We start from the raw sequence: 14,519 nt of genomic DNA on the forward strand, positions 1-14,519 counted from the left end.
AACGAAGCGGGGCCGACCCTGCCGGAACGCGCTCCTGACAGCGCCCCGCGCGAACGTCACCATGGCGGCATGACAGCAGTGGTGCAGGCCGAAGGGCTGACCAAGTACTACGGCGGGCGCCGGGGGCTGGAGGACCTCACCCTCGACATCCTGCCGGGCGAGATCTTCGGCTACGTCGGGCCGAACGGCGCCGGCAAGACCACGACCATCAGGCTCCTGCTCGACGTGATCAGGCCCACCCGCGGCCGGGTGCGCGTCCTGGGCGTCGACGCCCGGCAGGCGGCGGTCCGGTCCAGGATCGGCTACCTGCCCGGCGAGCTGGTCCTCGAAGGCCGCGAACGGGCCCGCGACCATCTCGCGTTCCTGGCCCGGCAGCGGGGCGGCGTGCCGCCCGGTCGCGTCGAGGCGCTGGCCGAACGGCTCGACGCCGACCTGTCGGCGCCGATGCGCAAGCTCTCCAAGGGCAACAAGCAGAAGATCGGGCTGATCCAGGCGTTCATGCACGAGCCGGAGCTGCTCGTCCTGGACGAGCCGACCGGCGGCCTGGACCCGCTGGTGCAGCAGGAGTTCCTGGCCATGGTGCGCGAGGTGCGCGCCGCCGGCCGTACGGTGCTGATGTCCTCGCACGTGCTCGCGGAGGTCGAGCACGTCTCCGACCGGGTCGGCATCGTCCGCGCCGGCCGGCTGGTCGCCGTGGAGAACGTGGCGACCCTGCGGGAGCGGGCGGTGCGTACGGTGGAGTTCCACTTCGACGCGCCCGTGCCCCGCGAGGCGTTCGAAGGCCTGCCCGGCGTGCGCGACCTGCGCGTCGAGGGGGCGAGCCTGCGCTGCACGATCGACGGCCGGCCGGACCCGCTGGTCAAGGCGGCCGCCCGGTTCACCGTCGTGCACATGGTCAGCGCCGAGCCGGACCTGGAGGAGATCTTCCTCACCTACTACAGCGAGGAGGACCAGGACGATGATCTCGAAGTCTCTGCGTGACCAGCGCCGGTCGCTCCTCGGCTGGTCGCTCGGGCTGAGCGCCTTCCTGACGCTGTACCTCGGCGTCGTCTACCCGAGCATCGTCCAGGACCCGGCCACCTACAGCGCGCAGGCCCTGGCGAAGTACCCCGGGGCGCTGCGCGACCTCATGGGCGGGCTGCAGGACTTCGCCACCGCGCTCGGCTTCCTGCAGTCGGTCGTCTACCAGCTCATGGTGCCGGCGCTGTTCGTCGTCTGCGCGGTGGGGCTGGCCGGCCGGTCGCTCGCCGGGCCGGAGGAGTCGGGCACCTTCGAGCTGGTCGTCACGCTGCCGATGAGCCGGCGCAGCCTGGTGGCGCGGCTGTTCGCCGCGCTGGCCCTGGGCCTGCTGATCGTGGCCGCCGTGACGCTGCTGGTCGTGTGCGCCCTCGCGGCGGGCACCGGGATGGACGTGGGGTTCGACCGCATCCTGGCCGCCCACACCGGTGTCTACCTGCTGGCGCTGCTGTTCGGCACGGTGACGCTGGCCGTCGGCGCCGCCACGGGCCGCCGGGCCGTCGCGAGCGCCGCCGTGGGCGCGTGGGCGGTGCTCGGCTACATGGTCGTCACGGTGGGCCGGAACGTCGAGGCCGTCGCCTGGCTCAAATGGGTCTCGCCGTTCCACTACTACGCGGAGGGCAGGCCGCTCTACCAGGGGCTGCCGGCCGGGGACTACCTTGTGCTCGCGGGGGCGGTCGCCGTGTTCGCGTTCGTCGCCGTCCTCACCTTCGACAGGCGCGACGTGGGGGTGTGATGGCGGTCTCGCCGGTGCCCGCCGACCTGCTGGACGGGCACTTACGGGTGCTGGCCGCGGCGGCCGGCACCGGGCGGCTGCCGGACCGGCCGGCGCTGGACGCCTACCGCGACGCGGGTGCGCGGGCCGCCCGGCTCGGGGTGCCGCTCCGGGCGCTGATCGACGCCGCGCTGGCCGCCGCCGAGGGGACGGACGGGCCGTCCGCCGTCCTGGCCACGCTGCGCAGGGCGGTCGCCGCGTTGATGGAGGGCTACGAACGGGCCCAGTTGGCCGCGCTGCGCGAGGAGGAGGCGGCGCGCCGGGAGTTCGTCGACGACCTGCTGCAGGGCCGGGCCGAACGGCTGGCCGAGCGGGCCGAGCACTTCGGGTTGCGGCTGGCCGAGTCGTACGTGGTGGCCGTGGCCCGCGGGATGGGCGACGGCGAGCGCGACCGCATCGAACGTGAGCTGATCGCCCGCTTCGGCTCGCACAACGTGCTGGTCGCCGTCCGCGACGGCCTGCTCGTCTGTGTCGCGCCGGCCACGCTGCCGGCGGCCGTGGGGGAGTTCACCCATCACGTGCGCGCCTGCTTCGCGCCCGGCTGGCGGGTCGGCGTCGGACGGCCGCAGCGCGGGCCCGGCGGGATCGTCGCCTCCTACCGGGAGGCGACCGGCGCGCTCGACCTGGCCGACCGGCTCGGGCTGGCTCCCGACGTGGTCAGAGCGGCCGACCTGCTGGTGTTCCCCGTCCTACTGCGTGACAGGACCGCCATGGAGGACCTGGTGTCCAGCGTGCTCAGCCCGCTGCTGCGCTCGCGCGGCGGGCACGAGCCGCTCCTGGAGACGCTGGAGGCGGTCTTCGCCGCGCAGGGCAACCAGACGGCCGCGGCCCGCCGGCTGGGCATCAGCACCCGCGCCGTCACCTACCGTCTGGAACGGGTCCGCCGCCTGACGGGCTTCTCGCCGGACGACCCGACGCAGCGCTTCACCCTGCAGACCGCCGTGCTGGGCGCCCGCCTCCTCGACTGGCCGTGGCCCTGAACCGCGCCCGCCCGCCTGCGTAGCCCCCTCGTCGTGCCGCTGCTTGGTGAGCAGCATCCGTGCACCCATCCACACCGGGTACGCCGCTCCCGCCCAGCGCAGCACGGCGTGGGCAGGGGCAGGGGCGTGGGCAGGGTCAGGTCACGGGAGGAGCAGCAGCTTGCCGGTGGTGCGGCGGGCGGCCAGGTCCTCGTGGGCCTGCGCGGCCCGCGCCATCGGGTAGCGGTGCGACACGTTGACGCGCAGCCGTCCCTCCCCGATCCAGCCGAAGAGGTCGGACGCCCGCTGCAGCAGCTCGCCCCGGTCGGCGATGTAGTGCGTCAGGCTCGGCCGGGTGAGGAACAGCGAACCCTCCTGGTTGAGCCGCTGCGGGTCGACGGGCGGCACCGGCCCGCTGGCGGCGCCGTACAGCGCCATGAGGCCGCGCGGCCGCAGCGCCTGCAGCCCGCCGTCGAACGTGGCGGCGCCCACGCCGTCGTAGACGACGTGCATCCGCCCGCGCAGCGCCTCGGCGAAGTCGTCGTAGCGCAGCACCTCGTCGGCCCCGGCCGCGCGCGCCAGCTTCTCCTTCTCGTCGCTCGACACCGTGGCGAACACCCTGGCGCCCCTCAGCTTGGCGAGCTGGACCAGGAGCTGGCCCATGCCGCCGGCGGCGGCGTGGACGAGGACGTGGTCGCCCTCCCGCACCGCGTAGGTGGAGTGGGTGAGGTAGTGGGCCGTCATGCCCTGGAGCATCGTGGCGGCGGCCAGCTCGGCGGGCACGTCGCCGGGCACGGGCACCAGCCGGCCGGCCGGGACGACGGCCTTGTCGGCGTAGCTGCCGAGCACGCCGGCCCAGGCCACGGTGTCGCCGACCGCGACGTCCGGCACGCCCGGCCCCACGGCGGACACGACGCCCGCGCCCTCGGACCCGATGGGGCTGGGCAGGGGGAGCGGGTAGGCCCCGGAGCGGTGGTAGATGTCGATGAAGTTGACGCCGCTCGCCGCGACGTCGACCACCACCTCCCCGTCACCCGGCACCGGGTCGGGATGCTCGGCGTATTCGAGGACCTCTGGACCGCCGTGGGCGGCGATGACTATGGCACGCATGTCTCCAGTCAACTCCCGCGCCCCTGCCGGGATTCCACCGGCCCGCCGGATCCGTCATCCGGCGGGTGGAGGGACCGCGATCCGGGCGAGGCCGCCCGCCTCCAGGGCCACCCAGAGCGCGCCGTCCGGGCCGACGGTGAGGCCGTGCGGCTCGGCGCCGGCCGATCCGGGCACGGCGGGCAGGTCGAACTCCTCGACGGCGCCGTCCGGCGTGATCCGGCCGAGCCGGCCGGCCCCCCACTCGGTGAACCACAGGGCGTCGTCGGGCCCGGTCACGATGGCATGCGGCCGGCAGGCGCGGTCGGGCAGCGGGTATTCGGTGATCGTGCCGTCGGTGGCGATCCGCCCGATCTGGCCGGCGCCGATCTCGACGAACCACAGCGCCCCGTCGGGCCCGGCCGTGATGCCCACCGGAGCGGCCGCCTCGGTGGGCAGCGGATGGACGGACACCGCGCCGTCCGGCGAGATCCGGCCGATGGCGTCGGCCTGGTTGAGCGTGAACCACATGGCGCCGTCGGACCCGGCCGCGATGGTCGAGGGCATGCCGCCCGGCGCCGGCACGTCGTACTCGGTGATCGTGCCGTCGCCGTCGATCCGCCCGACCTTGTCGGCCTGCAACCGGGTGAACCACATCGCCCCGTCGCGGCCGACGGCGAGCCCGTACGCCCCGCCGACCTCGTACGACGTGACCTCGAACCCGGCCTCTGGCCCGGTGCCGGGGGCGGATGCCGTGATGCGGCCGATGCGGCCGCCCTGGAACTCGGTGAACCACATCGCCCCGTCGGCTCCCGCCACGATGACGGTCGGGCCGCCGTCGGCCGGGTCGAGCTGGTGGACGGCCGGGTCATGGCCCGGCACCATCCGGCCGATGCGCCCCTGGTGCACGAGGGTGAACCACAGCGCTCCGTCGGGGCCGGTGGCGATGCCGTACGGTGCTCCGTCGGGAATCCTGGTCAGCAAAGGTGTCCTCCAGACATTTCGAGCTCCCTGCCCCTGAAGCGTTGCCGCAGGGCGCGGTCGTGCGTGACGACGACGAGCGCGCCGGGGAAGCGGTCGAGAGCCTGCTCCAGCTCCTCAACCAGGTCGAGGGACAGGTGGTTGGTCGGTTCGTCGAGCAGGAGCAGGTCGCAGGGGGTGGCGAGCAGCCGGGCCAGCGCGAGCCTGCGCCGCTGGCCCTCGGAGAGCGCGCCTACGCGCAGGTCGAGCGTCTCGGGCCGGAACAGTCCGGTGGCCAGCAGTGCGGCTCGCCGCTCGGCGGGGTGGCCGTGGCCGTAGGCGTCGAGGATCCTCAGCCCAGGGTCGAAGGCGGTCTCCTGCTCCAGGTGGCCCACCCGGCAGCGGGCCCGCTCGGCGATGGCGTGGAGCAGCGTGGACTTGCCCGCGCCGTTGGCCCCGTGGACGAGCAGCCGCTCGCCCGCCGTGATCGTGAGCGCGTCCACCTGGAGCCGGTCGCCGACCCGGACGTCACGCAGCTCCGCCAGCACCCGGCCGGTCGCGGGGGCGTCGCCGAAGGCGCCGCGGAAGCGGAGCGGCCGGGGCGGCGGGAGGACCGGGTCGGCCTCCAGGCGGCGCAGGCGTTCCTGGGCGTTGCGTACGCGGCTGGAGATGGAGCTCTGCACCCGGCCGGCGTTGCGGTCGTAGGCCATCTTGTTGTTGTCGCGCATCTCCCGGCCGGCCGCGACCCGGTGCGCGGTCGTCGCGGCGCGCTCGCGGACCTGGCGGACCTCCTCGCACCAGTCGGCGTAGGCCTGCTCCCGCCGGGCGCGGGCCGCCGCCTTGGCGGCCAGGAAGCCGGAGTAGCCGCCGCCGTAGCGGGTGACGGCGCCGTCCTCAACCTCGATCACGGCGGTGACAACCCGGTCGAGGAAGAGCCGGTCGTGCGACACGACGACCACCGGGCCCCGGTGGTCGCGCAGCCGCTCCTCCAGCCACGTGACGGCGGGCACGTCGAGGTGGTTGGTCGGCTCGTCGAGCAGCAGCGTCTCCGGTGAGGCGGCCAGCAGGCAGGCCAGACCGAGCCGGGCCCGCTCGCCGCCGGACAGCTCGGCCAGCGCCCGGTCGCGCGGGAGGTGGGACAGGCCGAGGCCGTGGAGTGACTTGTCGACCCGGGAGTCGGCCTCGTAGCCGCCGCGTGCCTCGTAGGCGGTGAGCAGCTCGCCGTACTCGTCCATGAGCGCGGCCTCGGCGCCGCCGGGGGCGGCCATGGCGGTCTCCAGGTCGCGCATCCGCCGTTCCATCGCGCGCAGGGGGGCGAGCGCGGCGTCGACCGCCTGCTGGACGGTGTGCTCCGGCGGCAGGTCGAGGGTCTGGCCGAGGTGGCCCACGTCGCCGCCCGGGTCGGCCTGGCCGTCGTCGGGCAGCTCGATTCCGGCGAGCAGCCGGAGCAGGGTGGACTTGCCCGAGCCGTTGTCGCCGACGATGCCGAGGCGCTCGCCCTGCCGGACGGACAGGGACACGCCCGACAGGACGCGCCGGTGGTCGTAGGACTTGGAGACGTTACGCAGGATGGTCAGAGGGAACTCCAATCGCAACTGATGTAGCTTTAGCGTGTCACAGTGAGCCCACAAACGCAACTGGAGTTGACTTTGGAGTCTGGGAAGCGCCCCGGCGGGCGCAGCGCGCGGGTGCGCGACGCGGTGCGGCAGGCCACGCTGGCCGAGCTGGCGGAGCACGGGTTCGGCGGCCTGACCGTCGAGAACGTCGCCGAACGGTCGGGCGTGCACAAGACCACCGTCTACCGGCGGTGGGGCAACGTCGAAGGGCTGATCGCCGACGCGCTGGAGCTGGCCCGCGACGAGCCGTGGCCGGTCCCCGACACCGGCTCCGTCGAAGGGGACCTGCGGGAGATCGTGCGGCTCGTCCGGACCGGGTTCGGCGACCCGGAAGCGGGGCCGGTGGCGGCGGCGTTCGTGGCGGCGGCCATGCAGAGCCCGGACGCCGCGCGCTCCCTGCACGACTTCCTCACCGCGCGGCACGAACAGTCGGCCGAGGTCGTGCGCCGGGCCGTGGCACGGGGCGAGCTGCCCGAGGGCGTGGACGGGCACGAGGTGGTCCGGGTGGCGATCGCGCCGGTCTACTACCGGCTGTTCGTCTCCCACGAGCCGGTCACCGACGACGACGCCGACCGCGCGGCCGCCGCCGCCCTGGCCGCCGCCCGCGCCGGGGTGCTCTGAGCCGCCCGGCGGCGCTCAGGGCTCCTTGGTGCCGCGCAGCTCGAAGTCGTCGAACGTGGTCTTCATCAGCGACTCGCCGTCCTTGGTCGTGCGGGCGAACAGCCCCAGCGTGCCGTTGCCGATGCCGTTCGGATCCTCCACCTGGTGCACCCGCTCGCCGTTGACCCACATCGTCAACCGCACCGTGCTGCCCGACTGCTCGCACGCCGCCTCGATGCGGGCCGTGCCCGGCAGGCCGGCCACCTGCACCGGCTGGGCCAGCGTGCCGCCCGACCCGTCGGAGATCCGCCGGATGCGTGCCTTGCCGGTGGTGTCCACGCCGAACTCGTAGTAGGTGTCGTCCTCGGCGGCATGGCAGTAGACGCCGTACTCGCCGCTGCCGGTCACGTGCTGGACCTTGGCCGTGACGGCGATGAGCACGGTCTCGGGCAGCATCGGCGTGGGCGTGGCCGACGGGTCGGGCGAGGTCGTGGGCGTGGCGGTGAGGTAGGGCAGCGGCGCCCTGGCCCACCGCTCCTCGCTGTGCTCCTCGACGTCCAGCCCGTACGTGCCGTCGGTGCGGTAACCGTAGCTGGCGTCCTCGTCGGCGTCGTAGGTGCCGGGCCAGCCGCCGGTGGTCTGGGTGAAGTCCTCCTGGTAGAGGACCGGCAGCTCGGGCGGGCCGCTGGGGGTGAGCAGCGCCCACGCGCCCGCGCCCAGCGCCGCCAGAGCGAGCACGCCGGCGGCCAGCCCCGCGAGGAGCCGCCCCCGCCTCCCGCGCGCCGCGAACGGCGGCGCGCCGGTGAACGGGGTCGTCGCCTGCTGCCAGGCCACCTGAACGGTGTGGGCCGCCTGCTCCGGCTGGGCCGAACGGCCCACCAGATGGTCGAGCAACTGCTGCGCGGTCGGCCGCGCGGCCGGGTCCTTGCGCAGCGCGGAGGCGACCAGCTCCCGCAGCCCCGGCTCGACCGCGCTCAGGTCGGGCTCGGTGTTGAGCACCTGGTAGACGATCGCGGGCAGCGTGCCGCCGCCGAACGGGGCCTGCCCGCTGGCGGCGAACGCGACCAGGCACCCCCACGAGAACACGTCGCACGCGGGCGAGACCGGCTCCCCGCGCAGCACCTCGGGCGCCATGTAGCGGGGCGTGCCGATCAGCTCGCCGGTGCCGGTGACGCCGCCGAGCGTGTCGAGCGCCCGCGCGATGCCGAAGTCGATCACCCTCGGGCCGACGGGCGACAGCAGCACGTTGGACGGTTTGAGGTCGCGGTGCACCACCCCGGCCCCGTGGATCGCGGTCAGCGCGGTGGCCACGCTGACGGCCAGGGCGTCCAGGCTCGACCCCGTCAGCGGGCCGGACTGCTCGACGGCCTGCTCCAGGTTGGGGCCGGGCACGTATTCCGTGACGACGTAGAGCTGGTCGCCGTCGAGAGCGGCCTCCAGCACCGCGGCGGTGCAGAACCTGCGCACCCGGCGCGCGGCGTCCGCCTCCCGCCGGAAGCGCATGCGGAACTGCTCGTGCTGGCTGAGCTCCGGGTTGATCACCTTGACGGCGACGCGTTGCCCGGCGGGGTCCTCGGCGAGATGGACCGTGCCCATCCCGCCTCGCCCCAGCACGCTCAGCAGCCGGAAGCGCCCGATGTGCGAGGATTCACCGCTCACGGCGGGTTAGCTTACCGACATCGTGTCCGGTCCGGGCGGGCCCGACACGGAACGACGGCGATGACTCCGCCGACGGCGGGGCTGCGCGGAGCCCGCGGGAGCGTGGTCCGGGCGCGTCCGGCCGGGCATCACCCCGGCCCGTGCGGGTAGCCGTGAAGGTGGCCGGGCGACTTGCGCTCCGAGCCCTGAGAACATATGTTCGATACGTAGCGCCCGCCTTCCCCCGGGCGGCTCAGCACAGGCACGAGAGCCGCGGGGAGAAGCATCTTGAGCAGACTCTATGGCGACCCCATCGAGGTGTGGACCAGGGACGGGGAGCCGTCCCAGTTCGTCTGGCGTGACCGCCTCTACCTCGTGCGCCGCGTCCTCGACCACTGGGTGGTGGCGCGCGAGTGGTGGCGGACCGGGGAGGGCGACCCGGGCGAGCGCCGGTTCTGGCGGGTCGAGGCCGCTCCGGGGCGGCTGGTCGGCTCGTACGAGCTGAGGTTCGACACCGCCAGCGGCGGCTGGCTGCTCATGAGGGCGTGGGACTGATGGCGCCCCCGTTCCCGCACCTCAACGTGTGCTCCGCCTACTCGATGCGCTACGGCACGGCCTTCCCGCAGGCGCTGGCGCGCCGGGCGGCCGACGACGGCATGGACATCCTGGCCCTGACCGACCGCGACGGCCTGTACGGAGCGGTCAAGCACGCCCAGGCGTGCGCGGACGCCGGGATCGGCCCCGTCTTCGGCGTGGACCTCGCGCTGGCCGGCCTCGACCACGGGCGCGACGACACGCTGGCCGGCCTCGACCACGGGCGCGACGACACGCTGCCCGGCTTCACCGTGCTGGAGCCCCGCCCGCGCGGGCCGCGGCCGAGGACCGGGCCCGACGCCGAGGACCGGGTCACGGTGCTGGCCCGCTCGCACGGCTGGTCGCGCCTGGCACGGCTGGTCACGGCCGCCCACCGGGCGGGCGACCGCGGCGCGCCGCGGGTGACCCGCGAGCTGGTGGCCGCGCACGACGCCCCCGGCTCCGGCGGGCTGATGGTGCTGCTCGGCCCGCGCTCCGACGTGGGCCGGGCGGTGGCCGAGCGCCGCGACGAGCAGGCCAGGGCGCTGCTCGGCCGCTGGCGCTCCCTGCTGCCCGGCGTGGTGGTCGAGCTGGTCGACCAGTACGGCTACCGCGAGGCCACCACCGCCACCCGCATGCTCGGCCTGGCCGAGTCGCTCGGCGTGCCCGCCGTGCTCACCAACGCCGTCCGCTACCTCGACCCGGCCGACCACCAGGTGGGCGACGTGCTCGACGCCGCCCGCCAGCTCGTCCCGCTGCACCCGCGCCATCTCGACCGCACCACCTCGCACGCCTATCTCAAGAGCTCCAAGGACATGCTGCAGGTGGCCGCCAGGATCTGCGGCGGCGACGAGAGCCGGATGGCCACGCTGCTGCGCACCACCCGCCGGATCGCCGAGCAGTGCGTGATCGACCCGCTGGAGCTGCTCGCACTGCGCGGCGACCCGCCCGCCCTGCACCTGCCCGAGATCGGCGCCGATCCGGTGCCGCTGCTGCGCCGCCGCGTCGAGGACGGGATGGCCGCCCGCGGGCTGGCCCGCTCCCGCGACGCCCGCGATCGCCTCCGGGCGGAGATGGACATCATCGAGCGCAAGCGCCTGTCCGGCTACTTCGTCGCCGTGTCCGGCATCACCGACATGATCCGCGGCATGGGCATCCGCTGCGCGATCCGCGGTTCCGGGGCGGGCAGCCTGGTCACCTACCTGCTCGGCATCGGCGAGGTGAACCCCCTCCACCACGGCCTGCTCATGGAGCGCTTCCTGTCGGAGGGCCGCGTCGGGCTGCCCGACATCGACGTCGACGTCGAGTCCGCGCGCCGGCTCGACTGCTACAGGGCCATCTTCGACCGTTACGGCGAGGAGCGCGTGGCCTGCGTGTCGATGATGGAGACCTACCGGGCGCGCAGCGCCATCCGCGACGTGGCCGGCGCGATGGGGCTGCCGCCGCACGAGATCGACGCCATCGCCAAGGCGTTCCCGCACATCAGGGCCAGGCAGATCACCGCGTCGCTGAGCGACCTGCCGGAGCTGCGCGACAGCCGGCTCGGCGAGGCGGGGCTCGACCGGGTGTTCCGGCTGGCCGAGAAGCTCGACGGACTGCCCCGGCACATCGCGCTCCACCCGTGCGGGGTGCTGATCGGCAACGCCACCCTGCGCGACCGCACACCGGTGGAGCGCAGCCTGCTGGAGTTCCCGATGTCGCAGTTCGACAAGGACGACGTCGAGGAGGCCGGGCTGCTCAAACTCGACGTGCTGGGCGTGCGGATGCAGTCGGCCATGGCCCACACGCTGAGCGAGATCAAGCGGGTGGACGACGTCGTGGTCGCGCTGGACGAGCAGGCCGGCGACGACCCGGCCGTCCAGTACGTGCCGCGCGACGACCAGGAGACCTACGACATGATCTGCGCCGGCCGCACGCTCGGCTGCTTCCAGATCGAGTCGCCCGGCCAGCGCGAGCTCGTCGCCAAGCTCGAACCCCGCACGATGCACGACCTCATCGTGGACATCTCGCTGTTCAGGCCCGGCCCGGTCAACTCCGACATGGTCACCCCCTACCTGGAGGCCAGGCACGGCTGGCGCGAGCCGCGCTACCCGCACCGGCGGCTGCACGGCGCGCTGAAGGAGACCCACGGCGTCGTCGTCTTCCACGAGCAGGTCCTCAAGGTCATCGAGGTGATGACGGGCCGCGACCTGTCGTTCGCCGAGATGCTGCGGCGCTCGCTCGGCACACCCGAGGGCCGGGAACTGGTGCGCCGGACGTTCGTGCCGCTGGCCCGGGCCAACGGGTTCGACGACGCCACCGTGGAGCGGGCCTGGGAGGTGCTCGACGCGTTCGGCGGGTTCGGGTTCTGCAAGGCGCACGCCGCGGCGTTCGCGCTGCCCACCTACCAGTCGGCCTGGCTCAAACGGCACCACGCGGCGGCGTTCTTCGCCGGGGTGCTCACGCACGAGCCCGGCATGTACCCCCAGCGCGTCATCATCGACGAGGCCCGGCAGTGCGGGGTGGCGATCCTGCCGCTCGACGTCAACAAGTCGGGCAAGGACTGGCAGGTCGAGCGGCTCGGGCCGCGTCCCCCGCTGCGGGTCCGGGTCCCCGCCGGGGCGCTGGGGGAGCTGCGGGAAGAGGAGGCGCGGGAAGGCGAGGCGCGGGAAGGCGTGCCGGAGGGCGGTGCGGCGCGGCGGCTCGCGTTCCGGCCCGAGGAGCTGGGCCGGGGCTACGCCCTGCGGGTGCCGTTCTCGGCGGTCAAGGGGGCGAGCGAGGCCGAGGTCGAGCGGATGGTCGCGGGCCGGCCGTACACGTCGCTCGCCGACTTCTGGGACCGGGCCCGCCCGTCCCGGCCGACCGCCGAGCGGATCGTCCAGGTGGGCGGGCTGGACGCGCTGCACGACCTCCACCCGGGCGGCCCGCGCTGGCGTCCCGGCCGGCTGACCCGCCGTGACCTGGTGGCCCAGGTGGGCGCCCTGGAACGCGCCTCGACCTCGGGCATCAGCACCGCCCGGCGGTCCAGGCGCTACACCGCGCCGCCCGCGCCGCCCGCGGGCCCCGCCGGGCCGGGCCCCGCCGGGTCCGCCGGGTCCGCCGGGCCGGGCCCTGCCGGGTCCGGGCCGGCCCACGCCGAACCGCCGGCGGTGCAGCTCCCGCTGGGGTTCGGCGAGCACATCCCGCCGGGCGAGCTGCCCGAGATGACCGAGGCCGAGATGGTCGAGGCCGAGCTGGAGATCCTCGGCATCGACGTCAGCCGCCACGTCATCAGCTTCCACGCCGAGCTGCTCGACGCCGTCGGCGTGGTCCGGGCCAGAGATCTGCCGGCCCAGCGCAACGGCGCCGAGGTGCTGGTCGCCGGGGTCAAGGTGGCCACCCAGACGCCGGCCATCCGGTCCGGCCAGCGGATCATCTTCACCACCCTCGACGACTCGACGGGGCCCGTCGACCTGACGTTCTTCGAGTCGGTGCAGGGCCGGTGCGCGGCGACGGTGTTCGGGGCGTGGCTCCTGGTGGCGCGGGGCGTGGTGCGGCGCACCGGCGTCCGGGCGGTCACGCTGCGCGCGGTCGACTGCTGGGACCTCGCCGCGCTCGACACGCTGTGGCGGTCGGCCGGCATCGAGGCGGTGCGGGAGGTCCTCGCCCGCCCCTCGGGCGAGCAGGTGGCCGGCGGGGTCGGCGGGCGGCCGATCGAGTACGCCAACGGGTTCCGGCTCTCCCCCTACTCCGACGTGGGCCCGCCCGTCACCGCGCCGCCGCGCCGGCTGTGGCACTCCAGCCCGGGCAGCTCCGGCCCCACGGCCGCCTGACCACGACCCGCGGGCGAGCCCGCAGCGAGCTCGCAGCGAGGGCGGTGGACGGCACGTGCGGGCTCAGCCGGCCTGGCCGATCGGCGCCGACTCGGGGGCGGGCGGGATCTGCGTCGTGCGGGGCACGACGCGCAGGGCCGCGCCGTGGGAACACTGGACCCGGGTGACGGTCCGTACGGTCGCCGCGCACAGCACGGCCGACACCGCGAACGCGACCAGCTCCGGCACCCCAGCCCCGGTGAGACCGCCGGAGGAGTCGAGCGGCAGCCGGACCGCGACCATCGCCACCATGACCAGCCAGCTCACCCACCAGGCGGCCAGCAGCGCGCGCCAGCGGCGACGCTGCTCGACCGGTGGCCGGGCGCCCCGCCACACCTCGTCGAGCAGCAGCGCCGGCGCCAGCAGGTTGACGCCGGGCAGCATCCAGGCCAGGACGACCGGGCGGGGGGAGGCGGTGCGGTCGTTGGCCTGCCGGGCGCGGACGATCCAGGTGGTGTAGGCGGCGGCGGTGGCGATCGTGGTGCCGGCCAGCAGCATGATGAGCACGGCGAAGAGCGTCACGGCGCCGACCACCGCCTCGGCGTCGGCTCCGCTGGGCCGGCCGCCGAACGCGGCGAGCTGCTCGGCCAGCCGGTCGGCGCGGGTCAGCTCGAACAGCACGAGCGCGCCCAGGGAGAGGACCTGCGCGGTGAGCGTCACGTAGACGGCGGTGGCGGCCTTCGTGGGTGGCGGCTGGGCGTAGCGCACGTCGTTCTCCCCCCTGGGCCCTGCGCCGGGTACTGCTTAACTTCTATCCCGCCGGCCTCGTTGTTAATCAGCTCACCACGCCGGATTCCCACGCCCAAGCTGCGATTTCAACCCGATTGCGGACACCGAGCTTGGCCTGGATGCTCCCGAGATGCGTCTTCACCGTGGACAGCGAGACGAACAGCTCCGCGGCCACCTCCTGGTTGGTGCGCCCCCTGGCCACCAGGCGCACCACGTCGAGCTCCCGGTCGGTCAGCGGGTCGTTCGGCGCGCTCACGACCCGCCGCGGCTTGGCCAGGTGCTGCAGCAGCCGGACGGTCACCGACGGCGACACCAGCGACTCGCCGTCCGCCGCCGCCTTGACGGCCTCGATGAGCAGCGTCGGCCCGCTGTCCTTGAGCAGGAAACCGGTGGCTCCCGCCCGCAGCGCGCCGTAGACGTACTCGTCCAGGTCGAAGGTGGTGACGATGACCACCCGCAGCGGATTCTCCACGCCGGGACCGGCCAGCGCCCGCGTCACCTCCAGCCCGTCGAGCTTGGGCATCCGGATGTCGAGCAGGCACACGTCCGGCCGCAGCCGTCTGGCCTCGGCCACGGCCTCGGCGCCGTCGGCGACGGCCGCCACGACCTGCATGTCGGGTTGCGCGTCCAGGATCATCTGGAAGCCGGTGCGGACGAGCTCCTGGTCGTCGGCGATGAGCACGCGAATAGTCACGGCCCAACTCTAGGATCGGCCGTTCGGCCGAGGCGCAACCGG

General features: G+C 74.4%; 12 protein-coding genes. 6 read left to right on the plus strand and 6 right to left on the minus strand.

Annotation, left to right across the window (positions count from 1 at the left end):
• The first annotated feature begins 69 nt into the window (after window positions 1–69).
• From ACGF0J_RS33970 to ACGF0J_RS33980, 3 genes are read left to right on the plus strand one after another with little or no spacing between them, the layout of a single operon-like run.
• On the plus strand, window positions 70–981 hold the full coding sequence (locus ACGF0J_RS33970) for an ABC transporter ATP-binding protein (RefSeq protein WP_393152610.1): 912 nt from the start codon (window positions 70–72) through the stop codon (window positions 979–981).
• Complete coding sequence (locus ACGF0J_RS33975) at window positions 959–1,753, plus strand: ABC transporter permease subunit (protein ID WP_393152612.1); 795 nt, start codon at window positions 959–961, stop codon at window positions 1,751–1,753. The genes ACGF0J_RS33970 and ACGF0J_RS33975 overlap by 23 nt, the downstream gene beginning before the upstream one ends.
• Window positions 1,753–2,772, plus strand: coding sequence for a PucR family transcriptional regulator (locus tag ACGF0J_RS33980; RefSeq protein ID WP_393152614.1), 1,020 nt, complete (start codon window positions 1,753–1,755; stop codon window positions 2,770–2,772). Before ACGF0J_RS33975 ends, ACGF0J_RS33980 begins: the two co-directional genes overlap by 1 nt.
• A 141-nt stretch (window positions 2,773–2,913) precedes the next feature.
• On the opposite strand, the gene ACGF0J_RS33985 is transcribed toward ACGF0J_RS33980, so the two are convergent.
• The 3 genes from ACGF0J_RS33985 to abc-f are packed head-to-tail and all read right to left on the minus strand — an operon-like array spanning window position 2,914 to window position 6,386.
• Window positions 2,914–3,861, minus strand: a complete 948-nt coding sequence (locus tag ACGF0J_RS33985) for a quinone oxidoreductase family protein (protein ID WP_393152616.1) — start codon at window positions 3,859–3,861, stop codon at window positions 2,914–2,916.
• Window positions 3,862–3,915: 54 nt separating this feature from the next.
• Window positions 3,916–4,821 carry a virginiamycin B lyase gene (locus ACGF0J_RS33990; protein ID WP_393152618.1) on the minus strand — a complete coding sequence of 302 codons (906 nt, stop codon included), beginning with the start codon at window positions 4,819–4,821 and terminating at the stop codon, window positions 3,916–3,918.
• Entirely contained in the window at window positions 4,815–6,386 is a 1,572-nt protein-coding gene (gene abc-f / locus ACGF0J_RS33995) for a ribosomal protection-like ABC-F family protein (protein WP_393152620.1), read from the minus strand. The genes ACGF0J_RS33990 and abc-f overlap by 7 nt, the downstream gene beginning before the upstream one ends.
• A 54-nt stretch (window positions 6,387–6,440) precedes the next feature.
• Here abc-f and ACGF0J_RS34000 point away from each other — a divergent pair, with 54 nt between their 5' ends.
• Window positions 6,441–7,034 carry a TetR/AcrR family transcriptional regulator gene (locus ACGF0J_RS34000; protein WP_393152738.1) on the plus strand — a complete coding sequence of 198 codons (594 nt, stop codon included), beginning with the start codon at window positions 6,441–6,443 and terminating at the stop codon, window positions 7,032–7,034.
• A gap of 15 nt (window positions 7,035–7,049) precedes the next feature.
• Here ACGF0J_RS34000 and ACGF0J_RS34005 read toward each other — a convergent pair whose 3' ends face one another.
• Complete coding sequence (locus ACGF0J_RS34005; RefSeq protein WP_393152622.1) at window positions 7,050–8,672, minus strand: serine/threonine-protein kinase; 1,623 nt, start codon at window positions 8,670–8,672, stop codon at window positions 7,050–7,052.
• A gap of 267 nt (window positions 8,673–8,939) precedes the next feature.
• Here ACGF0J_RS34005 and ACGF0J_RS34010 point away from each other — a divergent pair, with 267 nt between their 5' ends.
• A complete protein-coding gene (locus tag ACGF0J_RS34010; RefSeq protein WP_393152624.1) occupies window positions 8,940–9,206 on the plus strand; it encodes a DUF6504 family protein in 267 nt (88 codons plus the stop codon).
• Window positions 9,206–13,015, plus strand: coding sequence for a DNA polymerase III subunit alpha (locus ACGF0J_RS34015; RefSeq protein WP_393152626.1), 3,810 nt, complete (start codon window positions 9,206–9,208; stop codon window positions 13,013–13,015). Before ACGF0J_RS34010 ends, ACGF0J_RS34015 begins: the two co-directional genes overlap by 1 nt.
• Before the next feature lie 63 nt (window positions 13,016–13,078).
• Here ACGF0J_RS34015 and ACGF0J_RS34020 read toward each other — a convergent pair whose 3' ends face one another.
• Both ACGF0J_RS34020 and ACGF0J_RS34025 read right to left on the minus strand, forming a co-directional pair.
• Entirely contained in the window at window positions 13,079–13,762 is a 684-nt protein-coding gene (locus tag ACGF0J_RS34020; RefSeq protein ID WP_393152628.1) for a DUF4328 domain-containing protein, read from the minus strand.
• A gap of 67 nt (window positions 13,763–13,829) precedes the next feature.
• A complete protein-coding gene (locus tag ACGF0J_RS34025) occupies window positions 13,830–14,477 on the minus strand; it encodes a response regulator (protein WP_393152630.1) in 648 nt (215 codons plus the stop codon).
• Window positions 14,478–14,519 lie beyond the last annotated feature (42 nt).

It is taken from the genome of Nonomuraea sp. NPDC047897 (assembly GCF_043204415.1).
Taxonomy (GTDB): domain Bacteria; phylum Actinomycetota; class Actinomycetes; order Streptosporangiales; family Streptosporangiaceae; genus Nonomuraea.

Excerpts from the sequence above, each read along its gene's own strand:
- ACGF0J_RS33970 (WP_393152610.1), top strand. The coding sequence starts at position 70 with ATGACAGCAGTGGTGCAGGCCGAAGGGCTGACCAAGTACTACGGCGGG.
- ACGF0J_RS33975 (WP_393152612.1), top strand. The coding sequence starts at position 959 with ATGATCTCGAAGTCTCTGCGTGACCAGCGCCGGTCGCTCCTCGGCTGG.
- ACGF0J_RS33980 (WP_393152614.1), top strand. The coding sequence starts at position 1,753 with ATGGCGGTCTCGCCGGTGCCCGCCGACCTGCTGGACGGGCACTTACGG.
- ACGF0J_RS33985 (WP_393152616.1), bottom strand. The coding sequence starts at position 3,861 with ATGCGTGCCATAGTCATCGCCGCCCACGGCGGTCCAGAGGTCCTCGAA.
- ACGF0J_RS34015 (WP_393152626.1), top strand. The coding sequence starts at position 9,206 with ATGGCGCCCCCGTTCCCGCACCTCAACGTGTGCTCCGCCTACTCGATG.